Here is a 23,533-nt window from a genome sequence, read left to right on the forward strand (position 1 = left end):
GGCCGAAATGATGAAACATAATATTGTTGTTATTGGCAGTCTTAACTACGACATTCTTGTCCAGCAGGATCGCCTGCCGGAAATTGGGGAGACGTTTACCGGCAACGAATTAATGTTGATGCCGGGCGGTAAAGGTGCAAACCAGGCGGTTCAGTGCGCTAAGCTGGGACTGAACGTCAACATGGTGGGCTGTGTGGGCAATGATATTTATGGCAGCGAACTCATAAAATCACTGAATGAAAACGGCGTATCGGTAGATAACATTAGCCAGCGCGGAAAAACCTCCGGCATTGGCATCGTGCAGATTCTGGAATCCGGCGATTATTGCAGCACCATTATTAAGGGCGCAAACTACCTGATTAGCGAACCCGATATTCACGATGGATTATTTAGCGATCGGCCTCTATTAATCCTGCAGTCGGAAATTCCCGATCGTGTGGTTGAACGAGCCATCAGCGTGGCACGCCGTCATGATTGCCAGATTTTGCTCAACAACGCGCCGGCGCGCGAAATCTCTCCGCAGACGCTGAGTCAGGTCGATTTACTGGTGGTGAATGAGACCGAAGCCAGCTTTATGAGTAAAACCGCTGTCACGTCGGTTAAAGAGGCGATGGCCTGTGCGGCAGCGCTACAGCAGAAGGTGAATGGCCGGGTGATTATCACGCTGGGCGAGAAAGGCGCGGTGTTATCCGGTGATGCAGCTGCCAGACATTATCCCGCCGTGTTCTGCCCGGATGTGGTGGATACCACCGGCGCAGGGGATTCCTTTATTGGCGGCATCGCCTATTGCCTGGTGAACAACATCGCTTTGGAAGAAGCGATTCCTTTCGCGGCTGAAATCAGTTCCTGCTCAATCCAGAAATATGGCGGTCAGAGTTCTTTCCCGATGCTGCCTGATGTGGCGCACGCGCTGACGCAAAACCGCCAGCGCCTGTTTGGTTGAAAAATACGGACCTGAAGCTCTAAGCGTCACCTTAACATCATCAAACCATCAACTTCGCAGCGTTCGTAAACGCCGATTAAGTACTGGCGCGCACCACAAAGTGCCAGTCCATCATAATGCGTTGAGCCGGCGAATCAGGTTGATCGATCTTATTCAGCAGCAAGGTAAACGCCTTGCGTCCCATAGCGCGCGACGGCTGCGCCAGCGTGCTCAGCGGCGGCGTGACCATTTCGGCGAGGTCGGATCCATCAAACCCCGTCACCGCTATATCCTGCGGCACGCGCAGCCCGGCGGCATGAATGGCTGACAGCGCGCCCGCCGCTAAGGTATCCGACACGGCAAACACGGCATCTGGACGCTCGGGCGCTCTCAGCAAGGCTTCCATCGCCTTTTTACCTGCATTAAAACTCAGCTCGGTGGCGTACGTGATGGCCTGCCAGCTGCGTGCTTCATGGATAAGTTGCTGCTGATAACCCGCCTGCCGCAGCTGCGCATATTTATAGCTGAGATCGTGGTTGATTAAGGCAATACGCTGTCGTCCCCTGCCCGCCAGAAACGCCACGACGTGCTTTGATGCCTGCACATCATCAATGCCCACGCAGGAAACATCACCGGCATCGGCGTATTCCGCGCATTGCACCCACGGCGTTTCGCCAATCAGCTGCGCCAGTTCTGGCAACTTACTGAACGCATCCATGGTGATAATGCCATCCACCATTTTCCCGGCCAGCAATTGCAAACTGGAGCGGGAGCGCTCGATGTCTGAGCCAGAATTGCACAACAGAATGCGATAACTGTTTTTCTCCGCCTGCTCCTCAATGCCTTTTACCAACTCGGCACAAAAGGGATTGGAGATATCCGACACCATCACGAGAATCATTGAGCTACGTGCAGTTCGCAACTGACGCGCTAATAAATTTGGCTGGTAATTACTCGCTTTAATAGCGTGCAGGACTTTCTCACGATTCAGCGCTTTTACCGTATCGCTGTTATTCAGTACCCGTGAAACTGTTGCCACAGAAACGCCCGCTAAGCGGGCGATTTTTTGGATGGACATGCTTGCAACTCTTGCTCAGTCAGATACTACGGAGGCTAGCATAATTTCGCGCCCGCCTTAATCATGCGACTTTGCCGCATTTAACCCTAACTGGGCGCGGATGCTGGCCGCCTGCTGCGGTTGTGCGGCAAAGTCATCGAATGCCCGTTCGGCCACCGGAATGATGTGGCGACGAATGAAGTCGGCGCCCTCGCGCGCGCCGGTTTCCGCCTCTTTCAGGCAACACTCCCACTCCAGCACCGCCCAACCGGCATAATCGTATTGCGCCAGCTTGCTGAAAATGGCCGGGAAATCGATCTGTCCGTCACCGGGTGAGCGGAAGCGACCAGCACGATCTATCCAGCGCTGATAACCGCCATACACGCCGCTGCGTCCGTTCGGCAGATATTCGGCATCTTTAACGTGAAAGGCCTTAATGCGCTGATGGTAGATATCGATGAACTGCAGATAATCGATATGCTGCAAGTGCAAGTGGCTGGGATCGAACAAGATGTTGCAGCGCGCATGATTGTTCACTAACGCCAGGAAGCGTTCAAACGTCACGCCATCATGCAAATCCTCACCGGGATGGATCTCGTAGCAGACATCAATGCCGTAGCGCTCAAACTCGTCCAGCACCGGCAGCCAGCGCCGCGCTAGCTCTGAGAAAGCTTCACTCAATAGCTGAGGATTGTGTGGCGGCCACGGATAGAGATACGGCCAGGCCAGCGAACCGGAGAACGTCGCGTGGGCCTGCAATCCCAGGTTGGCTGACGCGGCCGCTGCCAGCTTCACCGTCTGAATCGCCCACGCGGTGCGCTTTTCTTTGTCGCCACGCAAAGCGGCGGGTGCAAAGCCGTCGAAGGCGCGATCGTGCGCCGGATGGACGGCAATCAGCTGGCCTTCCAGGTGCGTCGATAATTCACTGATCTGCAAGCCGTAGTTGGCCAGCAAACCTGTCACTTCATCGCAATAGGTTTGACTGGTTGCGGCGCGCGGCAGATCAAAAATTATCGGATGATTACAGGGCATCTGCAGCGCCTTGTAACCGAGCGCAGAGGCCCATTGCGCCAGCCCTGCCAGCGAATTAAACGGTGGCTGCTGCCCAATAAACTGCGCGAGAAAAATTCCCGGTCCTTTTAACGTTTTCACCTACACCTCCCGTCAATCAAACCGCTTCATCCCGGTATTTAAAGGTGAAGAGGAAAAGAACGGCGATCGCCGCTGCGGCAATTGCGGGGATCCACCAAAATGTTGCCCAGTTTTGCGCCGTGCCCTGTCCGGCAATCAGGCGGTTATACAGCGCGCCCGAGATCTGCGAGCCCAGCAGCATGCCAATACCGTAGGTGAACATCACCACCATGCTCTGCGCCTGCCCTTTCACTTTCTCGCCGGCGATGCGGTCGGTGTAAATAAAGCCCACCACAAAAAAGAAGTCGTAACAGACACCGTGCAGCAGAATGCCCATGTAGATCAGTGCGCGGCTTTCATCGTTCATGCCCAAGGCAAACAGCGCATAGCGCACAAACCACGCCACCATGCCGACCAGCAACATGTATTTGACGCCAAGGCGGCGGAACAGCAGCGGGATCACCAGCATAAAGAAGATTTCCGACATCTGGCCAAATGACATCGCGGTACTGACGTTACTCACGCCCGCATCCGCCAGCCAGGACGCGGTGTAGGCGTAATAGGTGCCGAGCGGGATGGAGATCAAGGTGGCGCAGAGAGCAAAGACGAAGAAGTGACGGATTTTCAGCAGCGCAAAGGCATCCGCACAGAACAGATCGCGCACTTTTAGTGGCATGCCTTTCGCCGGTGCAGGCGTATGCGGCAGCGTCAGACTGTAAATCGCCAATGCCACCGAGCAGATTGCGGCCAGGGTGAAAATCGCGGTACTGGAGGCGATGCCGGTAACACCAATAAAGATGCCCGCCACAATCCAGCCAATGGTGCCGAACACCCGCACCACCGGAAAACTTTTGTCACTGCTGGCCAGGCTGTGAAAGGCAATGTTGTTAGAGAGCGCCAGCGTCGGCATAAAACACAACGTATAGCCAAACAGCAAGCCAATCAGCAGCGCGCCGTTTTCGGCCACCAGCGCGCCCGGGACAAACCATAAAATCACCGCGCCCGCCAGGTTCATCACCGCCATGACTTTCTGTGAAGGGAAGAAGCGGTCAACCAACATGCCCAGCACAAAAGGCGACAGAATTGAGGCGATCGGCCCTGCTGAGAAAGCATCACCAATCAGCAATGACATGTTGTGCTGCGTCATCACCAGCCCGAGCGTTACGGACCAGCTTCCCCAAATGAAAAACTGCATGAACATCATCAATGACAAGCGGGGAATCAGCAGACGCTGCTGTCTCACCGCAATCTCAGAACCTGTAGTTGTCGAAACCATGCTGACCTCGCGCCAAAAAGAAATCGATTACATTCCACAGAGAGAAACAAAGTAATCGATTACTTTGAGCAGTTCCTGGTGACCGATCACAATTCTTTTACAAGTGACCCGAGCATCACCGAGCGGCTTAGGCTGACAGTGATTGCACGCGCAGCCTTGCTGATTTGCACTATCCTGTGCGGGAGAGATTGTTAATGACGATTCAGGGGAATGGGATGAGCGCCGATAACGAACATGAAAACAGTGCAGAAACGCTACTGCAAAGCGGGCAAGCCTGGAATGGCCAGCATATTGAACACTATCCAGCCGGTAAGCCCGAGATCACGGTGATGAAGATGACCATTCCTGCCCATTCCGAGCTGCCGTGGCATACGCATCCGATGCCGAATACCGCGTATATTTTATCGGGATCGCTGACTATCGAAGACAAAGCCAGCGGCGAGACTAAAACGTTTAACGCTGGCGAAGCCTTTAATGAATCCATCGACATTGCCCATCGTGGTTTCACCACGGATCAGCGTGCCGAGCTGATTATTTTCTACGCCGGGGTTGAGGGCATGGAACTCTCTATTCCGCTGCCGGGTGAAGAAGCCGAATATTAATTATTCAGCAGCGCCTGTTTAAACGAATAGATATGCACCCGCGCCGCCTCTTCCGCTAGCTCGGCATTTCCCTGCTCCAGCGCCGCAATGATCGCTTCGTGTTCGGCGATGACTTCGTTCATGTGCGCAGCGCTGGAAAGCGTGGTGGCCCAGAAGCGCTGCGCCTGCGCGTGGATAATGCTGAGAATATCGGCCAGCCGACCGTTGGCGGCGATGTCCGCCAGAACCTGATGAAATTCGCGATCCAGCAGCATCATCTGTTCGCGATCGCGTGAGGCGCTGGCATTGGCAATGCGCTGATTCATCTCCCGCAGATAGACGATCTGCGCCGCATTGACCCGCTGCGAAGCCAGCCGCAAGCACAGCGCCTCATTCACCAGACGCACCTCAATTAACTCCAGCGCATCATCAATTGACAGCGGCGACACCATCACGCCCTTGCGCGGGATAATCTGCAACAGCCCTTCCGTCTCCAGTCGATGCACCGCCTGATTCACCGGCGTTCTGCCCATCTCAAGATCATCCATCACCTGCGCGATATTGAGATAGTCGCCCGGTTTGTAGCGCAGCGTGATCAGCCGGTGCTTGAACGCCAGATAGGCGCGCTCGTTAAGCGAAATGCTCTTCGGGGTCGTCGGCGAGCTCACATTTTCAGCCATCACATTACTCATCACGCAAATCCTTATTAGGTAACTGAGACATATTACACAAAAACCTGGCATGAAAATGGCTAGATTGAAATCACAGTGAAATTTCACACGCATTTCTCACCTGGAGATCGATCCCATGCAATTACGGTTTACAACAGATTACGCCGATGCGGCAGTGCTGGATGTTGAGATTAATCAACTTGTTATCGCGGGCTGGGTAGGACGCGATCAGGAAGCGGTGCTGCACCATATCAGGGAGCTGGAAGCGCTGGGCGTGCCCGCTCCTGGTGCAGTGCCGCTGTTTTATCGCGTCGCAACCAATCAATTAACTCAGGAAACGCAGCTGGAGGTGGTCGGCGATCAGACGTCCGGTGAAGCTGAACCCTTTGTGTTTTTCCATCGCGGCGAATATTGGGTTTCGCTGATTTCTGATCATACCGATCGTCATCTGGAAACGTTCAGCGTAGCGCTATCGAAACAGGCGTGCATCAAACCGGTGGCCGGTCACGCGTGGCGCATGGCGGACGTCAAAGCGCACTGGGATCAGCTGGAGCTGCGCGCCTGGATCAACGTCAACGGTGATTGGGTGACTTATCAGCAAGGCGCCCTCTCCTCGCTGCTGACGCCACTTGATCTGCTAAGCCGCTATTTTGCCGCGGGCCAGGTTGAGGAAGGTTTCGCCATGTCGTGCGGCACGCTCAGCGCCATCGGCGGGATTCGCCCTGCCAGTAAATTCCGTATGGCGCTGCACGATCCGGTGCTGAACCGCACGCTGGAACACACCTACATCACTGGCTCGCTGCCGGTTATCGCCTGAGGTTCTCTATGACAACGTTATGGCAAGCGAGCCAGCAGCTGCTCGCCGGGCAAATCAGCCCTGAAACCTCGACCCAGGATGCACTGAGTGCCATTGCAGCGGAAAGCGGAGAAGGCAAACGCGTCTACACCAAGGTATATACCGCTGCTGCGCAGCAGCAGGCCGCACAAGCCGGCGCGCGCTGGCAGCAGCAACAGCCACGCAGCGCGATTGATGGTCTGCCCATCAGCATCAAAGATCTGTTTGATGTCGCCGGAGAAGTCACTACCGCAGGTTCCCGCTTGCTCAGCAACACCAGCCCAGCCACGGCGAACGCCAGCATGGTGGATCGGCTGCAGCAGGCCGGTGCCGCCATCGTTGGCAAAACCAATATGAGCGAGTTCGCCTTCACCGGCCTCGGCGTCAATCCGCATTACGGCACACCCGCCAATCCGTGGCAGCGCGCGCAGCAGCGCATTCCGGGCGGTTCCTCTTCCGGTGCAGCGGTGGCGGTGAGCGACGGCATGTGTCTGGCGGCGGTTGGCACCGATACCGGCGGTTCGGTGCGCATTCCGGCGGCGCTGTGCGGCTTAACCGGTTTTAAACCGAGCGCCAGCCGCATCGATCAACGCGGAACGCTGCCGCTGGCGGCATCGCTCGACAGCATCGGTGTGATCGCTCACGACGTGCGCAGCTGCTGGTTGCTCGATAGCGTGATTGCCGATCGGCCGCTCACGCTGGATGAACGCACTCTATCGGACGCGCATTTCGTTATCCCGCAGACGCGCGTGCTGGCTAGCCTTGACGAACACGTCAGCGCCGCCTGGCTGCATGCGCTTGATGTGCTGCGCGCGCAGGGCGTGAAAATCACCGAGGTGCCGCTGCAAGAGCTGGCAGAACTGGACTCCATTAACGCGCGTGGCGGCATTACCGCGTGGGAAGCCTGGCAATGGCATCAGCATTACGCCCAATCCCAGCCAGAAGCCTACGATCCGCAGGTTCTGACGCGCATTAATCGCGGCAGCTTACTGAACAAAGAGGATGCCGCCGAACTTTACCAACTGCGCGCCGACTGGAAACAGCGCGTCGAGCAGGCGGTTGCGCCTTTCGACGGCATCCTGATGCCGACGGTGCCGTTGATCGCGCCGACGCTGACTGAGCTCGACGATCCCGCGCGTTATATGCAGGTCAATCTGCTGATGCTGCGCAATACCAGCGTGATCAACATGCTGGATGGCTGTTCGATTTCTCTGCCTTGTCATCAGCCCGGCGCTGCGCCGGTTGGCCTGATGCTCTCTTCCACCCATGGCAACGATGCTGCGTTACTCAGCTGGGCTGCCGCGATTGAAACCACCCTGAAACGGAGTAGCTGATCATGACTCAACCCCACGGCATGCTGTTTGTCGCCACCCATATCGATGCTGCAGATGAAGCGGATTTCAACCAATGGTACGACCACGAACACGTTGAAGAGCGCGTGGCCATCAGCGGCTTTCTTAGCGGCACGCGTTACCAGGCGGTGGATGCCGAACGCAAATACCTCGGCCTGTATGAAACCGCATCGCTGGAAGCCTTTACCAGCGCGGATTATCACGCCGCCTTCACGCGCCAGACCGAATGGTCGGTGAAGAACCTCAACAAAATGGTCAATCCGATGCGCCGCGTCTGCGCCATATCGCATCAGCATGGACAAGGCACCGGTAGCCATCTGGCGGTGCTGACCTTAAAAGCGGGTACAGATGTTGCATCGCTAGGCAGCTGGCAAAGCAGCGTGCAGCAAACGCCCGGCTATATCGCCTCACGTTTGCTGACGCCTGACACCACGCTGAGCTCGCCGCTGCCACGGGAAACCAGCGCAACGCGACCAATGCATCCGATGCTGCTGCTGACCTGCCGCGATGCCCAAGTGTGTAAAACCCTCGCCGCCGATGCCGCGCAGGCACTCAACGCGGACGTACAGCTCTACTCCCTCAGCTGGCAGTTAACCCAACAGGAGATGGCTCATGGCTAATACCGATTCAACGTTGCCGCACGCGTCAGGCGCGCGCGCCAGCCACAGCAAAACCGGTCGCCTCGCGGCGGCCAGCTCCATCGGTACCGCGCTGGAGTGGTATGACTTCACGGTCTACAACATCATGGCGGCGCTGGTGTTTAACCACGTCTTTTTCCCCAGCTTTGATCCGCTGGTCGGTACCATTCTGGCGTTCTCCACCTATGCAGTCGGCTACATTTCCCGTCCGGTGGGCGGCTTTATCTTTGGTCATCTCGGCGATGTCGCCGGGCGTAAAGCAGTATTGATCACCACCCTGGTGATTATGGGCGTCACCACCGCGCTAATGGGCCTGCTGCCTGGCTATGCGGTGTGGGGCATCTGGAGTCCGGTGCTGTTGGTGGCCTTACGCTTTATTCAGGGTATTGCATTAGGCGGCGAATGGGCCGGTGCAGTGTTGCTGTCGATGGAGCATGGCGATGCCAACAAGCGTGGCCGTAACGCCTCGTTTGCGCAGGTAGGTCCCTCGTGCGGTACCTTGATTGGCACCGGATTTATCACGCTGGTTACGGTTGCGTTGAGCGGCGAGCAGTTTCAGGAGTGGGGATGGCGCATTCCGTTCCTGCTGAGTCTGCTGCTGGTGATGTTTGGCTTATGGCTGCGTCGCGGCGTAGAAGAGACGCCAACCTTTGTCGCGATGCAGCAGGCGGAGAAAACCACGCATACGCCACTGAAAGAGGTGTTTGTTCGCTATCCGCGTGAGCTACTGATCGCTGGCGGTTCACGTATCGGCTCCGACGTGTTGTACGCGTTGGTGGTGGTGTTTACCCTCACCTACGTCACCACCGTGCTGCAACTGCCGCGTCCGCTGGCGTTAATGGCCACTATGCTCGGCGCAATTGGCAATGCGATTACGGTGCCGATGTTTGGTGCGCTCTCCGACAAGCTCGGCCGTCGTCCGGTCTACATTGCCGGTGCGCTGCTGGCGATGGTCTGGTCGTTTGTGTTCTTTGTGCTGCTGGATAGCTCACAGCCGGTGCTGATTGTGCTGGCGGTCATTGGCGGCTTGCTGATTCATGCGGTGATGTACGGACCGCAGGCGGCGTTTGTCACCGAGCAGTTCCCCAGCCACGTGCGCTACGCCGGATCGTCACTGGCTTACACGCTGGCAGGAATCATTGGCGGTGGCTTTGCGCCCCTGATCATCACGACCTTGTATAAAGAGATGGGCAGCACGCTGTGGGTATCGCTGTATGTCAGCCTGGCGTTGCTGATCACACTGTTTGCGCTGTGGAAGGCGAAAGAGACCGCGCATCGCCCGCTTTAATCAGAGAGGTGTTTGGCGAGGGATTGCCAGACTTCAGCAGAGGAGAACAACAAGGCGCGGCACGCGCGACCCTATTAGTGCAGTTTTTTCGCCAGGATACGAATGGCTTTCTCGCAGGCGACTTTGGTTTTGCTGTCGGTGGAGCGCAAACTTAGGCGATACAACGCGCCTATGAGTTCCTGAACGGTAAGCGCTTCATCAGGACGCAGGATACGTGTCACTACCCTGCCCACCAATGCGCGAATCTCTTCCGTAATATCTGAATCTTCGTCTTTCACTTGCCCTCCGTCTTTACGCTTCGCTTATTTAGGAAGTATCCGACTCCTAATTAGACAAATTTTAGTCCAGCAGCTTCATAACTAACTTGATGGTTTCTGGTTCATCTTTTACATCGGTGATCTTGCCCACAACGCGCATGCCAAAGGCGATGCAGAGGATCAATCCCGCAGCGGTGTCCACATCCAGATTGGGCGTGACCGAGCCATCTTCCTGGCCCAGTTTGAGCAGCGAGGCAAGGAAGTTTTTATTACGAATGACCGCTTCACTCACCAGTTGCGAAAGATCGTCATCCAGCACCTGCAGCTCTACCGCGCTGCCCACCACTAAACAGCCGGTGCGACCTTCCACCGCCCGCGCGGAATCAAGGTAAAACTGCAGCAGCTCGCCGAGCTTCTCACGGCCGCTGGTGAACTGTGCCAGACGCTGGCGCAGATCGGCATTGCGCACCGAAAGATAGCGTTCAAACACCAGCAGAAACAAGCTGCGCTTATCTTTAAAAGCCTTGTAGATGCTGCCCGCAGTTAACCCCATCGCTTCGCCCAGATCGTTGAGTGAAGCCGCATGAAACCCTTTCTGACGAAAAACAATCATGGCTTTGTCCAGAGCCTGTTCGATATCGAACTCTCTTGGGCGGCCACGTTCTCTGCTTTTCATGTCGGCGGGTTGCGTTTTACTCATACGGATGGCATCAGGGAATGCGGGTTTCCAAAAGTTGACGGAAATGTCTTACCGGCGGTTACTATATCGCAACCCGGCATTGTCTGTATAGCCGGGCAAACATAATGCCTTATATAGCAAAGAGTTAGAGAATCACTTTTTGCTATTAACGGCTTTTTTCTCCACGCTGGCTCACACATTCGCAAATTTATGAGTCAGCTCACAGCTCAGGCAAGCAAAGCGCAAATCCTGTGCCAGGATTAATTCACCCGCTGGCATCAGGCCAGCGAAGGGCAGCACACAGTCACCACGAAATAGGGAGATCAACATGAACGAAGATCGTATTAGCGGCAACTGGAAGCAGTTCAAAGGGAAAGTGAAGGAAAAATGGGGCGACCTGACCGATGATGACATGACCGTGGTTGAAGGAAAACGCGATCAGCTGGTCGGCAAAATCCAGGAACGCTACGGTTATGAAAAAGACCGTGCGGAGAAAGAAGTTAAAGAGTGGGAAGATTCGAATAAGTACCGCTGGTAACGCCGCGCCGTTATGCCGGACAACCTTTGTCCGGCATACAGCGATCAGTGCTGCGTTGAGTCATCCGCCGAAACGTTTTTCGCCCTAAAGCTCATCACGTTCTCTTCCGATTGCTCAACCTTGTCGGCTGTGCTGCTGTTCGTCACCAGCTCTAAAGCCAGTCTGGCGATCCGTACCTCTTCCGCCGTCACACCCGCATGTATCATCTTCTCTAATTGCGCGAGCAGCGTGGTACGCGAAACCGGCGCATCCTGGTTAAATAATTCCATCACCGCATCACCAATCGCGATGTCGCATAACTGTTTGTCATTACTGTTTTTCATGGGCTCTCTGTAATCGTCTCAACCAACCCTGGCCGGGGGATCCTGACGTGGCTGAGCATACCCACTGAGAAAAAAACGTCAAATACAAAAAAATGTCGATGCAATCGAAAATGCTTCGACATTGCAGGCTATGCGTTAAACGTCGAGTTTGCGGCCTGTCAGCCACTCCGGGATCGCGGTGTTAGCGGAAGGAATTGTGAAGATAATGGCCTGAAGAGTATTGGGTCTATGAGAATTCATTAATATTTATTGCGCGATAAATCGCGCCGCTACCAATACGTGCACTGATTCCGTAGCGACGCAATTTATTGCGCGACCGCATTAACTCAGCGTCAACTTCCGTTGCGGATGCGTCGCCGGCAGCTTGCTCTCCTTGCGGAAAATCTTCTCGCGCAGCGTGCCTGGCTTGTACGCCGTTTGCGCCAGGCCGCGTTTTTGCAGCACCGGCACCACGTGTTCAACCCACTCATCCCACCAGCCGAGCGTGGTGACCGGCACCACGTTAAAACCATCAACGCCAGCATCAGCAAACTGCTGCACCCGGTCGGCGATCTGTTCTGGCGTACCGGCGAAACGGCCCGGTAGCAGCGCATGTTGAATCAGGTATTCGCGCCAGGTCAGCACGCGGCCTTGCCCATAATCGGCATCGACCGCGATACGGAATTTCGAGCGCATGTGCTGGCTGAACTCCTCGCGGCGGCTCAATTCGGTCAGCGGCGTATCGGTATCGATATTCGCCAGATCGATGCCCGAACCGCCGCTGTAGAAGCCCTGCAATGCATTGATATCAATATTGTCGAATAGATATTGCTGCTTACGCTTCGCCTCTTCCTCGGTCGATCCAATCACGGTGGAAAGCATCACCAGCTTCTTCAAATCCTCCGGCTGGCGACCGTAATCGACCACATCCTGATTGAGGATAGCGATATCTTTGCGCGCGGTGTCTGGCGTTTGCGATGGCAGGAACGTCACTTCGGCGTTGCGCGCGGCAAAGCGGCGTCCGGCGTCGGAATTGCCGGCCTGGAAGAACACCGGGCTGCGCTGCGGCGACGGCTCAACAATGTGCGGCCCTTCCACCCGATAGCGCTTACCGACGTGGTTGATTTTGTGGATCTTGTCGGCATCGAAAAAGCGGTTAGTCGCGGGATCGTGCAGCACTGCGCCCTCTTCCCACGACAGCTCCCACAGCTTATATGCCACATCGAGATACTCCTGCGCCCATTCGTAGCGCTCATCGTGCGGCACAATGTCCTGATAACCGTAGTTGCGGAAGCCGTTGGAGAGATACGAAGTCACGATATTCCAGCCGATGCGACCGCGGGTAAATTCATCCAGCGAGGAGATTTGGCGCGCAAACGAGAACGGATGAGTCTGAATCACGTTGCTGGTCACCACCAGACCGAGATTTTCAGTCGCTAAACCCAGCGCCGAAAGAATGGTGATCGGATCGGGCTCGGGGAACTGGGTGCCGGCGCGCATGGTGGTTTTGCCGTCGCCATATTCGATGTCATACACGCCCACTACATCGGCGATGAACAAGGTATCAAACAGCCCTTTTTCCAGGGTTTTCACCGTCTGCACATAGGCATCAAGCTGGTTGTAGTTGTACTGCACCTGACCTTCCGGCGTGCGCCAGTAACCGTGGCTGTGATGATTCGGCGTGAGATGCAAAAATCCGTTATAAATCAGTTCGCGTGACATGTTCGCTCCAGTAGCAAAGTTAAGCGGTTTCCAGCGCGGCCAGGCGTGGCAGCGAGGCAAGTAATGTCTGGGTGTAAGGATGGCGCGGGCGGTAGAACACCTCATCGGCGGCGCCCTGCTCGACCGCCTGGCCGTTCTGCATCACCAGCACGCGATCGCTCATGTGATGGATCACGCCAAGATCGTGCGAGATAAACAGATAGCTGACGCCGAGCTGCGCCTGCAGATCGCTGAGCAGATCGAGAATCTGCGCCTGAATGGTGACGTCCAGCGCCGAGACCGCTTCGTCGAGCACAATCACTTTGGGATGGGTCGCAATCGCGCGGGCAATCGCCACACGCTGCCGCTGGCCGCCCGACATGCGCGCCGGCCATTGGTTGAGATGCTCCGCGCCGAGCCCAACCGCTTGCAGCAGGCTAATAGCCCGCTCGCGCGGCGTCTGCGTCGGCGCCTGCCGATCGAGCGCAATCGCATCCAGCAGGATGTCGGCCACGCGCCAGCGCGGATCGAACGAAGAGAGCGGATCCTGGTACACCACGGCAATCTGGCGACGAATGGCGCGCTGATCGGCGGCGGACGCATGGCTCCACGGCTGACCGGCAAACAGCACCTCGCCGCTGTCCGGGGATTCCAGCGCCAGCGCGATGCGCGACAAGGTGGTTTTGCCCGAACCCGACTCGCCGACAATTCCCAGCGTCTCGCCGCGCTTCAGGGTAAAGGAAACGTCATCGACGGCGCGGTGCCCGCGAAAACGCTTCATGATATGCCGCGCTTCCAGCAGCACTTCATCCGAGGGCAATACGGATGGGATTGGCACGCTGGGCGCGCTGCCGGAAAGGCGTTGTCCTTTGGTGTGTTCGCTGGGAATCGCGTTTATCAAACCTTGGGTATACGCATGCTGCGGCTGTTGCAGCACCTGCTGCGCCGAGCCCGCCTCCACAATCGATCCGCCCTGCATCACCAGAATTTGATCGGCGATTTTTGCCACCACCGCCAGATCGTGGCTAATCAAAATCACGCTGGTGCCGCGATCCAGCATCTGGCGCAGCACTTCCAGCACCTGCGCCTGTACCGTGACATCCAGCGCGGTGGTGGGCTCATCGGCGATCAGCACATCCGGATGCAGCGCAATCGCCGAGGCGATCAATGCGCGCTGGCGCAAACCGCCCGACAGCTCTCCCGGCCGCTGGCTGGCGCGATAAGCCGCCTGCGGCACGCCAACCTCTTCCAGCAAGGCCTGCACTTTCTGCTGGCGGCTGGCGGCGTTGCCCCAACCATGCAGCGCCAGCGCTTCGGCGATCTCTTTGCCCACCGGGCGCAGCGGATCCAGCGACACCAGCGCGTCCTGCAAAATGAAACCCACTTTGCTGCCGCGCATCTTGCGCCACCAACTGTCGCTCCGCTGCTGCAGCGTCTCACCGTGCAGGCTCAGCGTGTCAGCCCGTACGTGTAATCCGTCACCGGCTAATCCCACCAGCGAACGGGCGGTGACGCTTTTCCCCGACCCCGATTCACCCACCAGCGCCAGACATTGCCCGCGTTGCAGCGCGAAGCTGACGTTCTTCACAATATGGCGCGGTTGCCCGCTTTCGCTGCTGGCCCAGATATTCAGGCCGCGCACATCAATCACATTGTTGCTCATTAGCGCGTCTCTCCTTCCGCTCGCTGCTGGATGTAGCGGCCAATCTGCGTAAACGACAGCGCCACCAGCACAATGGCAATGCCCGGCAAGACTTCCAGCCACCAGGCGACGGTGACGTTAATTTTTCCGGCTTCAAGCAGCGCGCCCCACTCCGGCGACGGCGGCACCACGCCTAATCCAAGAAACGACAGACCGGATGCCCACACCACCGATTGCCCGATGCCTAACGCCACCAGCGAGAACAGCGGCCGGAACACGTTTGGCGCGATGTGTTGGGTAAACAGCCGTGGCCACGGATGTCCGAGCGCACGCGCCGCTTCGACATAACCGGATTGTTTGACCTGCAATGCCTGGGCACGCACCAATCGCGCATAGCCGGGCGCGGTGCCAATGCCGACCGAGATCAGCAAACTGCTGGCGGAGGGACCCAAAAGCGCGACAAACAGCAGCGCCAGCAGCAAGGTGGGAAACGCCAGCAGGATTTCCAGCAGACGATTAACCGGCTCCGCCAGCCAGCGCGGTCCCAGCGCGGCGCTAAAGCCGAGCACCACCGCACCCAACAGCGCAATCACCATCGCGCCGATGCCAATCAGCAGCGACTGACGCGTGCCCCATATAATGCGGCTGTAGAGATCGCGGCCGATGTCATCGGTGCCGAGCCAGTTGTCCCACGAAGGCGCTTGCAGCGCGCGATAGAGATTGGTGCTGAAGGGATCGTGCGTCGCCAGCACGCCAGGCGCGATGGCCGCGACAATAAAGAACAGCGCGACAATGGCGGAAAGCAGCACTGAGAGCGGCAATTGCCAGCTGAAGCGCGTAATGCGCGGTCCGGCGTAATCCGTGAGATGAGTTGTCATGGGCGACCTCGCAGGCGGGGATCGACGATCAGGTAAATCAGGTCAACCACCAGGTTAATGACGATGTAGAGGAAACTGATGAGAATCACGATGCCGGAGACCAGCGCAAAATCCTTGTTGCTCACCGCATTGACCAGCACGTTGCCGAGGCCCGGCCGGGCAAACACCGCTTCCACCAGCACCGCGCCAGAGAGCAAATTGCCAATTGCCCAGCCGCTGAGCGTGATGGCCGGAATCAGGGCGTGGCGTAATACATGGCGCAGCCGCACGCCCGCCAGACTCATGCCGCGCGCCCGCGCCGACAGCACAAACGGCTGCTGCATGCTGCGTTCAAATTCGCCGCGAATGGCGTGACCAATAAAGCCCGCCAGCGGAATCGCCAGCGTGATGGCGGGCAGCACGGTGCCGAGCAGTCTGGTGCCGCCGACCACTGGGAACCAGCGCAGACCGATGGCGAAAACAATCAGCAGCAGAATGCCAATCCAGTACTGCGGCAATCCGGCCATGATGGTTTCCACTGCCGAACCGAATGCCGCCAGCCGACGATGGCGTCCGGCGGTGAGCAGCGTCCATGGAATGGCGATGATCCACGCCAGCAGCAGCGCGGCAATCGCCAGGGTAAAGGTCGGCAGCAGCTGCTCGGCGATGATGTGCACCACCGGCCGCTGCAACTCGAAGGAGAAACCAAAATCGGCGTGCAGCAGCCGCCAGAAATAGTGCAGATACTGCTCGACAATCGGCTTATCGAAACCGTATTGCGCATTGATCGGTGCCAGCTCCGCCAGCGTGCGTTCAATCACCTGCCCGGAAGTGATATTCAGCAGGATGGTGGCGCGATCGCCCGGCAGCACCGACAGCACCAAAAACGTCACGGTGATGGTGCCCCACAGCACGAACAGCGCGGAGGCGATGCGCAGTGAAATCCGCCGCAGCAGCGACGCCGTACGGCTGCGTGGCGCGGCAACGCTGGCCACATCGGCGGTGCTGTTTTGCGGCGACGATGACGTTAATTCACTCATGGCTGCTCCTGCACGAAGTAAGCATCGTTAAAGTTCAGCAATCCGTTGCCCTGATCCTGCCAAAGCCCGCGAATGTTGTTGGCAATGGCAACGTTGTAGGTGAAGTTGTAGCCGCCGATGGCAATCGCCTGATCGTCAAACCACTTTTGCAGCAGGTCGAACTTTTGCTGGCGCCGTTGCGCATTCGGCTCACGCTGCGCATCAAGGATTTGCGCTTCCACTTCGGGATTATTGAAAAAGCTGGTGTTGTTGCCGTTGAACGCGCCGTTAAGCGCATGGTTGTAGACGATGTCGAGGATGTTGGGCGACGGCCAAACCCAGTAACCAAAGCTGATTTCTTTATCTGCCGGACGCGAACGTGCGCCGGCAAAGCCTTCGGTTTGCGTTAGCGGGATCAGATCCAGCTTGATGCCAACGCGTTTGACCTGATCCTGCACCGCCTGCAGCATCAGCGCGCCCTCCTGGTCGATAATCGCCTGAATAAACGGCAAGCGCGCATCCAGCGTTTTGCCGTCTTTGGTGCGATAGCCGGCGGCATCGCGCCCGGTCCAGCCGGCAGCGTCCAGCAGCTGATTGGCTTTGGCGATATTGAGTGAATAGCGATCGTCGACATTGAGATAGAGCGGCGTGCTTTTACTCAGCGAGCCGTTGCCCTCATACGGTACCGCACCTTTGAACACGGTTTTGACGATCTGCTTGCGGTCCAGCGCGTAAGCAAACGCCTGGCGCACCCGCTGATCGGTAAACGGACCGCGCTGCACATTAAAGGAGAACGCCTGCGGCCTTCCGGTGGCGACGTAGGAGAGCGTTTGATAATGATGCTGCAGCGCCTGCCACTGCGCGGATGGCGGCTGATAAATGACATCCGCGCCGCCGCTCACCAGTGCGCCCCAGCGCGTGGTGGCATCCGGCACGAACTTCCACTCCAGATGCTTGAGATATGCCGGGCCGTTGTGGTGCGCGTTTGGCGGTGCCCAGCGATAGTCGTCATTGCGCACAAAACTGATGCCATCGCCGCGCACCCAGCGCGCCACTTTCCACGGTCCGGTGCCGACCGGTCGTAAGCACTTCTGCTCGCTGCTGTTATGCGCCAGTGAATCGGGTGATTGAAATCCATAATGACCATTTGCCAGCACGTTATAGATTTCAGGATTCGGCTCAGATAAATGTAGCGCCACGGTATAATCATCGACCTTGGTAAATCCGGTCATATAAGTAAAACCGTGCCAGCCTATGCCTTTTTGCCACGCCGGATAATTCGCAATAACCGCATCGGCATTAAACAGATCGCCATCGGTAAATTTAACGTCGTGGCGTAGATGAAAAGTAATGGTTTTACGATCGGCGGATTCACTCCAGCTGGCAGCCAGCCACGGACGAATTTTTCCGTTGTCATAACTCACCAGATAATCAAAAACCTGACGCGATAAATAAGCTTGCTGCACCCAGCCGCCCCACAAGCATGGCGGCTCCTGCTCGTGCAGATAAAACAGCGTGCCGTCACTATAATGGGGCGGCACGGTCTGCGCGCTGACGCTAAAGGGCAACGCACCACTTATCGTCGCCCATATCGGTATGAATAAGCGCTGAAGAACCTGATATTTCATTTCTCACTATTTCCCGGTCAAACGCTAATAACAGATTTCGCGTGGATCTATTCCGCTTGAAATTATATTTTCTGGAAATTAATGGGTAATTTTCGGAGTCGCATTTGAATAGAACACAGATATAAAGCGCGGCAAATAACAATAGTGGCAGTCAATATGCAGAAATGAATCATCTGTTCCATATAGTGAAATAAGCTGAGTTTAGTTATTTGGCGAAATAGCTTGCGCAGAAAAAGCATTAAATCGCGCCCGATGGCGATGACATAGTAATGAAAATTTCTATGCTGGAGAGAAGCGTCATGTCGCACATCGAATCAGGTTGGGGAGCTGGCCCGTCATCCCGTTATGAACAGCTGGCGGAGCGTTTCCGTCCTGTGTTCAGGAACATACGCGCGGGCGCGATTGAGCGAGAGCTGCAGCGTCAACTGCCGCTGGAGCAAATTGCGTGGCTGAAACAGAGCGGCTTTACCGCACTGCGCGTGCCGGAGAGCTATGGCGGACTCGGCGCGACGCTACCTGAGCTGTTCGCGCTGCTGATTGAGCTCGGCGAGGCGGATTCTAATCTGGTGCAATCGATTCGCGGTCATCTCGGCTTTGTGGAGAACGTGCTGAACAGCGGCAGCAGCCCGTTTCGGGATAAGTGGCTAACGCGCCTCGGACGCGGTGAAATCGTTGGGCCGGCGTGGAGCGAAACCGGCGATGCGCGCCAGTCTGAATTCTCCACGCGCATTGCACGCAGCGGCGAATCCTGGCGGCTCAATGGCCGCAAGTTTTACACCACCGGCTCGCTCTATTCTGACTGGATTGATATCGGCATCACCGATGAAAACGGCAAAGGCGTATCGGTGACGGTTTCCCGCACCGCCGAGGGCGTGACGGTGCTCGACGACTGGAACGGCTTTGGCCAAACCCTGACCGCCAGCGGCACGGCGATTTTTGCCAACGTGGCGATCGCCGCCGATGACATCAACGAAGAGATTCATTTCAGGTATTCACCGGCGTTTTATCAGCTGATTCATCTGGCGACGCTGGCTGGCATTGGCCGCGCGCAGAGCGGTGAAGTGGCGCAGCAGGTGGCATCGCGCACCCGCACTTACAGCAACGGCAATGCGCCGCGTGCCGCGCAGGATGCGCAGATTTTGCAAGTGGTTGGACGCCTGCGCGGCGCAGCCTACAGCAGCGGCGCGATTGTGCTGCACGCCGCCAGCGCGGTGCAGCGAGCGTATGACGCCCACTTTAGTGGCGATCAGGAGGTGGAGAACCATGCGGTGGCGATCGCCGAGCTGGAAGTATCGCAGTCGCTGAATGTGGTGAGCGATCTGCTGCTCAATGCCAGCTCGACGCTGTTTGATGCGCTGGGCGCGTCAGCCACGCTGAAACCGCTGGGGCTGGACCGCTTCTGGCGCAACGTGCGCACCCTTTCCTCGCACAATCCACGCATTTACAAGGATCGCATCGTCGGTGATTTCGCGGTGAACGGCACGTTGCCACCCGAGCAGTGGCGCATCGGTATAGCGGATAAATCATCCGTTTAATCGATGGATGATTGCACCCTCACGAAGCGGCGCAATTTATTGCGCAATAAATTGCGCCGCTACGGATTGTGCATAATATTGCCGCCATGAGACACTCTGGCTTATTCCGTCAAAATATCTATTTCACGCCATGAAAACCTTTCTGATTATTGTGCCCGACGGCGGCATGCTGTTTGAAGCGGCAGGTATCGCCGATATCCTGATGCGCGCCAATCAGCATCTGCCGGCTGGCGTCGATCAGCAGCGCTATCGCGTCAGCCTCGCCACCACCCAATCGCATCAGGTGATCCACGGCCAATCCGGCCTCAATCTATTAGCCGACCTCAAACTGGCCGATCTCGATCCGCGCACTGCGTGGGACACCATCATGATCACCGGGCGCGGCGACAGCGCGGAAGAAGGCAATATGGTGGTCGATTTCATCAAGCTGGCGGCTCCGCAGGCGCGCCGCGTGGTGTCGGTATGTGGCGGCGCGATGCTGCTGGCGGAATCCGGCTTGCTGGCAGGTCGCCGCGCCACCACACACTGGCGCTTGCTCGATACCTTGCAATCGCGCTATCCAGAGATTCAGGTGGAAGGCGGTCCGCTGTTTATTCAGGACGGACCGATCTGGACCTCCGGCGGCGTCAGCTCGGGCTTTGACCTGACATTAGCGCTGGTGGAAGAGGATTTCGGCTTTAGCGTGGCGCGTGATATTGCGCAGGATATGGTGATGTATCTGCGCCGTCCCGGCGGACAGATGCAGTTCAGCCGTTTTCATCTGCAAACGCCGAGCGGCATTGGCCCGATCGGTGAACTGCAGCGCTGGATCCGCGCCAACCTCGCCGAAGATCTCTCAGTCGAGAAACTGGCGGAGCGCGTCGCCATGAGCCCGCGCAACTTTACCCGCGTGTTCACCCGTGAAACCGGCGCGCCGCCCGCGCGCTATGTGGCCGAAGCGCGCCTCGCCGCCGCGCGTGAACAACTGGAACAAAGCAACGACACGCTGGATCGCATCGCGCAACAGACCGGTTTTGGCAGCAGCATCAATTTACGCCGCAGCTTTGAGCGTCAGCTGCATCTCATGCCGGGCGAATATCGCCAGCGCTTCCACTGTCGGAAATTGGCGTAAAGTGATCCTATTTTGGCGTTTACGCCATCACACCATCGGCTTAGAGTGACTCCAGCATCTTCGGAAAAGGAGTCAATCATGACTAAGATCGGCATTAACGGCTTTGGCCGTATCGGACGTAACGTTTTTCGTGCAGCGCTGGGCAGCGATGATATTGAAATCGTCGCCATTAACGACCTCACCGACAGTAAAACCCTCGCGCATCTGTTGAAACACGACTCCCTGCTCGGCAGGCTACCGGCGGAAGTGGAAGCCGGTGAAGGCGAATTACGCATTGATGGCAAAGCGGTGCGCGTGTTTAGCGAGCGCGATCCGGCGAATATTCGCTGGCGCGATGTCGGCGTGGATATCGTGATTGAAGCCACCGGCTTCTTCACCGAACGCGACAAAGCCGCAGTGCACATCACCAGCGGTGGCGCGAAACGCGTGATTATCTCCGCGCCGGGCAAGAACGATGACCTGACAATTGTGCTGGGCGTGAACGATCAACGTTACGATCCGCAGCAGCACTTTGTGGTGAGTAACGGCAGCTGCACCACCAACGGCTTAGCGCCAGCGGCGGCAGTGCTGCACCAGGCGTTTGGTATCGAGCACGGTTTAATGAACACCACGCATGCTTATACCAACAGCCAGGTGCTGCACGATCAGCCGGAGAAAGATCTGCGCGGTGCGCGGGCGGCGGCGTTGTCGATTGTGCCTTACTCAAGCGGGGCGGCGAAGGCGCTCGGTCGGGTGATTCCGGAGCTGGAGGGTCGATTAACCGGCTATTCCCTGCGCGTGCCGGTGCCGGTGGTGTCGATTGTGGATTTGACCGTGACGCTGAAACGCGACGTGACCGCAGAAGAGGTGAATGACGCGTTTAAAGCCGCGGCGGCGGAAGGTCCGCTGCAGGGGATTCTTGGATACAGCGACGAGCCGCTGGTATCAAGCGATTATCAGGGCGATGCTCGTTCATCGATTATTGATGGTCTCTCTACGCTGGTGATTGGCGGCAATCTGGTGAAGATTCTTGCCTGGTACGATAACGAGTGGGGCTTCTCCAATCGTCTGGTGGATTTAGCGCGGTTGATGGCAAAACGCGGATTGTAAGGTATAACGGTCGCCGTTAATGGAGTGACCCCGTTCCCGTAGACATTCACTGTCCTCACGACGAGGCTTTTTCGAAGGCCTCTGGACTGACACCTCCCAGGTGGCTGTGGCGTCGGGTCCGGTTGTAGAACACTTCGATATAATCAAAGATATCAGCCCGGGCCATGTCCCGGGTTTTATAGATCCGCTTTCTGATGCGCTCTTTTTTTAGCGAACTGAAGAAGGATTCTGCCACTGCATTATCCCAGCAGTTGCCGCGCCGGCTCATGCTGGGTGACAGGTTATTAGCCTGGCAGAACCGTCGCCAGTCATCGCTGCCATACTGGCTGCCCTGGTCGCTGTGTACGATAACGGTTTCCTCAGGCCTTCGTCGCCAGACGGCCATCAGGAGAGCATCCAGCGCCAGTTCGCGCGACAGTGAGGGTTTCATTGACCAGCCCACCACATTGCGGGCAAACAGGTCTATCACCACGGCCAGATACAGCCAGCCCTGCCAGGTCCGTATGTAGGTAATATCCGTTACACAGACCTGGTTCGGTTTAACGACTGTGAACTCCCGCTATACCCGGTGAGGAGCAATGACTGACGGACGTCCCCGTGCTCCTCGCGGGATTTTACAGCCATATACGGCCTTGATTCTGTTCTGCCGCATCATTTTCGCTACCCTGTTTTTACTGCATACCTCTCCGATTTCTCGCAGGTCACTGTGGACACGCCGGTACTCATAGACGCCGCCACTCAGGGTATAAGAGTCGCGGATAAGCGTCAGCAGCCGCTGATTATCCTGCTCTCCAGCTGATAACGGGCAGTGGAGCCAGACGTAAAAACCGGAACGGGCAACCTTCAGAACCCGACACATCAGTGCGACCGACCAGACCTGACGGTGATCGTTAATGAAGCGGTACTTTAGTCGGGCTCCCTTGCAAAGTACCGCACCGCCTTTTTCAGGATATCCCGCTCCTCCTCAGTTCGCTTGAGCTGCGCTTTCAACCGGAGGATCTCCGTCCGGGCATCCAGCAGATCCTGCGCCTGGTCCCCGGTGTCATCAGGTTTTATGGAGCGGACCCATTTATAAAGGCTGTGCTGCGAGACGCCCAGGCGTTCAGAAACGTCGGCGATGGAATAGCCCCGCTCGGTGATCTGGCGGACAGCTTCTTCTTTAAACTCAGGGGTAAATCGTGGTGTGCCCATAGACTCCTCCTATGCTCAAAATATAGGGCAGATTTGTCTATGGTCCCGGGGTCACTCCAGGCGAAGCCGAATGCGTTCCGCGTCCTGCGCCTGGACGCCGCTGCTATCATCTTCCTCAAACAACTTTGTAATCCCTTATGCTTCCAGCTTTTAATCACGTCACGCCTCCGCGTTTCCTGCTGAGAACAGCATATAATATGTTTCTCAACAGGAAACAGGTCTGGCTTTTTATT

Annotated in this window: 22 protein-coding genes and 1 pseudogene; 10 read left to right on the top strand and 13 right to left on the bottom strand. The window is 57.0% G+C overall.

The genetic code is table 11. From position 1 onward, the window contains the following. Positions 1-10: 10 nt before the first annotated feature. The gene (locus IB226_RS06490) at positions 11-943 is read left to right on the top strand and encodes a ribokinase (protein WP_192234527.1); all 933 of its coding nucleotides are present in this window, start codon (positions 11-13) and stop codon (positions 941-943) included. Between the two features lie 76 nt (positions 944-1,019). Here IB226_RS06490 and IB226_RS06495 read toward each other — a convergent pair whose 3' ends face one another. Genes IB226_RS06495 through IB226_RS06505 form a run of 3 tightly spaced genes read right to left on the bottom strand, consistent with a single transcriptional unit; the run spans position 1,020 to position 4,386 of the window. Then, on the bottom strand, positions 1,020-2,000 hold the full coding sequence (locus IB226_RS06495; protein WP_101764101.1) for a LacI family DNA-binding transcriptional regulator: 981 nt from the start codon (positions 1,998-2,000) through the stop codon (positions 1,020-1,022). 57 nt (positions 2,001-2,057) lie between these two features. Beyond that, positions 2,058-3,131: a sugar phosphate isomerase/epimerase gene (locus tag IB226_RS06500; protein ID WP_192234170.1), complete on the bottom strand. Its 1,074-nt coding sequence runs from the start codon at positions 3,129-3,131 to the stop codon at positions 2,058-2,060. A gap of 16 nt (positions 3,132-3,147) precedes the next feature. After that, positions 3,148-4,386 (bottom strand): MFS transporter, encoded by a 1,239-nt coding sequence (locus IB226_RS06505; RefSeq protein ID WP_192234172.1) that lies wholly within the window; start codon positions 4,384-4,386, stop codon positions 3,148-3,150. A 215-nt stretch (positions 4,387-4,601) separates the two neighbouring features. Here IB226_RS06505 and IB226_RS06510 point away from each other — a divergent pair, with 215 nt between their 5' ends. Then, positions 4,602-4,988: a cupin domain-containing protein gene (locus IB226_RS06510; protein WP_167391207.1), complete on the top strand. Its 387-nt coding sequence runs from the start codon at positions 4,602-4,604 to the stop codon at positions 4,986-4,988. Here the strand turns inward: IB226_RS06510 and IB226_RS06515 are convergent. Next, the gene (locus IB226_RS06515; protein WP_137385984.1) at positions 4,985-5,659 is read right to left on the bottom strand and encodes a GntR family transcriptional regulator; all 675 of its coding nucleotides are present in this window, start codon (positions 5,657-5,659) and stop codon (positions 4,985-4,987) included. The two genes, IB226_RS06510 and IB226_RS06515, sit on opposite strands and share 4 nt — an antisense overlap. Positions 5,660-5,774: 115 nt before the next feature. Here IB226_RS06515 and IB226_RS06520 point away from each other — a divergent pair, with 115 nt between their 5' ends. From IB226_RS06520 to IB226_RS06535, 4 genes are read left to right on the top strand one after another with little or no spacing between them, the layout of a single operon-like run. Further along, a complete protein-coding gene (locus tag IB226_RS06520) occupies positions 5,775-6,455 on the top strand; it encodes a DUF2848 domain-containing protein (RefSeq protein WP_192234174.1) in 681 nt (226 codons plus the stop codon). 8 nt (positions 6,456-6,463) lie between these two features. Beyond that, a complete protein-coding gene (locus IB226_RS06525) occupies positions 6,464-7,807 on the top strand; it encodes an amidase (RefSeq protein WP_192234176.1) in 1,344 nt (447 codons plus the stop codon). Positions 7,808-7,809: 2 nt separating this feature from the next. Continuing rightward, positions 7,810-8,445: a DUF4286 family protein gene (locus IB226_RS06530; RefSeq protein WP_101764094.1), complete on the top strand. Its 636-nt coding sequence runs from the start codon at positions 7,810-7,812 to the stop codon at positions 8,443-8,445. Then, entirely contained in the window at positions 8,438-9,751 is a 1,314-nt protein-coding gene (locus IB226_RS06535) for an MFS transporter (RefSeq protein WP_101764093.1), read from the top strand. Before IB226_RS06530 ends, IB226_RS06535 begins: the two co-directional genes overlap by 8 nt. Positions 9,752-9,825: 74 nt before the next feature. On the opposite strand, the gene IB226_RS06540 is transcribed toward IB226_RS06535, so the two are convergent. Then, positions 9,826-10,029, bottom strand: a complete 204-nt coding sequence (locus IB226_RS06540; protein WP_101764092.1) for a hypothetical protein — start codon at positions 10,027-10,029, stop codon at positions 9,826-9,828. Positions 10,030-10,090: 61 nt separating this feature from the next. Beyond that, complete coding sequence (locus tag IB226_RS06545; RefSeq protein WP_192234178.1) at positions 10,091-10,708, bottom strand: TetR/AcrR family transcriptional regulator; 618 nt, start codon at positions 10,706-10,708, stop codon at positions 10,091-10,093. Between the two features lie 307 nt (positions 10,709-11,015). Between IB226_RS06545 and IB226_RS06550 the strand changes: the two genes are divergently transcribed. Then, complete coding sequence (locus IB226_RS06550; protein ID WP_007892931.1) at positions 11,016-11,225, top strand: CsbD family protein; 210 nt, start codon at positions 11,016-11,018, stop codon at positions 11,223-11,225. Positions 11,226-11,269: 44 nt separating this feature from the next. On the opposite strand, the gene IB226_RS06555 is transcribed toward IB226_RS06550, so the two are convergent. The 6 genes from IB226_RS06555 to IB226_RS06580 all read right to left on the bottom strand — a co-directional run bounded on the left by IB226_RS06555 (position 11,270) and on the right by IB226_RS06580 (position 18,374). Next, positions 11,270-11,548 (bottom strand): hypothetical protein, encoded by a 279-nt coding sequence (locus IB226_RS06555; protein ID WP_101764090.1) that lies wholly within the window; start codon positions 11,546-11,548, stop codon positions 11,270-11,272. A gap of 321 nt (positions 11,549-11,869) precedes the next feature. After that, positions 11,870-13,249 carry an NtaA/DmoA family FMN-dependent monooxygenase gene (locus IB226_RS06560; RefSeq protein ID WP_192234180.1) on the bottom strand — a complete coding sequence of 460 codons (1,380 nt, stop codon included), beginning with the start codon at positions 13,247-13,249 and terminating at the stop codon, positions 11,870-11,872. 19 nt (positions 13,250-13,268) lie between these two features. After that, entirely contained in the window at positions 13,269-14,891 is a 1,623-nt protein-coding gene (locus IB226_RS06565; RefSeq protein ID WP_192234182.1) for an ABC transporter ATP-binding protein, read from the bottom strand. Beyond that, the gene (locus IB226_RS06570) at positions 14,891-15,748 is read right to left on the bottom strand and encodes an ABC transporter permease (protein WP_192234184.1); all 858 of its coding nucleotides are present in this window, start codon (positions 15,746-15,748) and stop codon (positions 14,891-14,893) included. The genes IB226_RS06565 and IB226_RS06570 overlap by 1 nt, the downstream gene beginning before the upstream one ends. Next, a complete protein-coding gene (locus tag IB226_RS06575; RefSeq protein ID WP_192234186.1) occupies positions 15,745-16,767 on the bottom strand; it encodes an ABC transporter permease in 1,023 nt (340 codons plus the stop codon). Before IB226_RS06575 ends, IB226_RS06570 begins: the two co-directional genes overlap by 4 nt. Continuing rightward, positions 16,764-18,374, bottom strand: a complete 1,611-nt coding sequence (locus IB226_RS06580) for an ABC transporter substrate-binding protein (RefSeq protein WP_192234188.1) — start codon at positions 18,372-18,374, stop codon at positions 16,764-16,766. The genes IB226_RS06575 and IB226_RS06580 overlap by 4 nt, the downstream gene beginning before the upstream one ends. A 299-nt stretch (positions 18,375-18,673) precedes the next feature. On the opposite strand from IB226_RS06580, the gene IB226_RS06585 reads away from it, so the two are divergent. The 3 genes from IB226_RS06585 (at position 18,674) to gap (ending at position 22,109) form a co-directional block, all read left to right on the top strand. Continuing rightward, the gene (locus tag IB226_RS06585; protein ID WP_192234190.1) at positions 18,674-19,909 is read left to right on the top strand and encodes an acyl-CoA dehydrogenase family protein; all 1,236 of its coding nucleotides are present in this window, start codon (positions 18,674-18,676) and stop codon (positions 19,907-19,909) included. Between the two features lie 130 nt (positions 19,910-20,039). Beyond that, on the top strand, positions 20,040-21,020 hold the full coding sequence (locus tag IB226_RS06590; protein ID WP_192234192.1) for a GlxA family transcriptional regulator: 981 nt from the start codon (positions 20,040-20,042) through the stop codon (positions 21,018-21,020). A gap of 78 nt (positions 21,021-21,098) precedes the next feature. Next, positions 21,099-22,109, top strand: coding sequence for a type I glyceraldehyde-3-phosphate dehydrogenase (gene gap / locus IB226_RS06595; RefSeq protein WP_101764088.1), 1,011 nt, complete (start codon positions 21,099-21,101; stop codon positions 22,107-22,109). Between the two features lie 55 nt (positions 22,110-22,164). Here gap and IB226_RS06600 read toward each other — a convergent pair. Further along, positions 22,165-23,300 (bottom strand): annotated as a pseudogene (locus tag IB226_RS06600) (IS3 family transposase). Positions 23,301-23,533: the final 233 nt, after the last annotated feature.

It is taken from the genome of Pantoea sp. PNT03, assembly GCF_014852515.1.
GTDB lineage: Bacteria > Pseudomonadota > Gammaproteobacteria > Enterobacterales > Enterobacteriaceae > Pantoea > Pantoea leporis.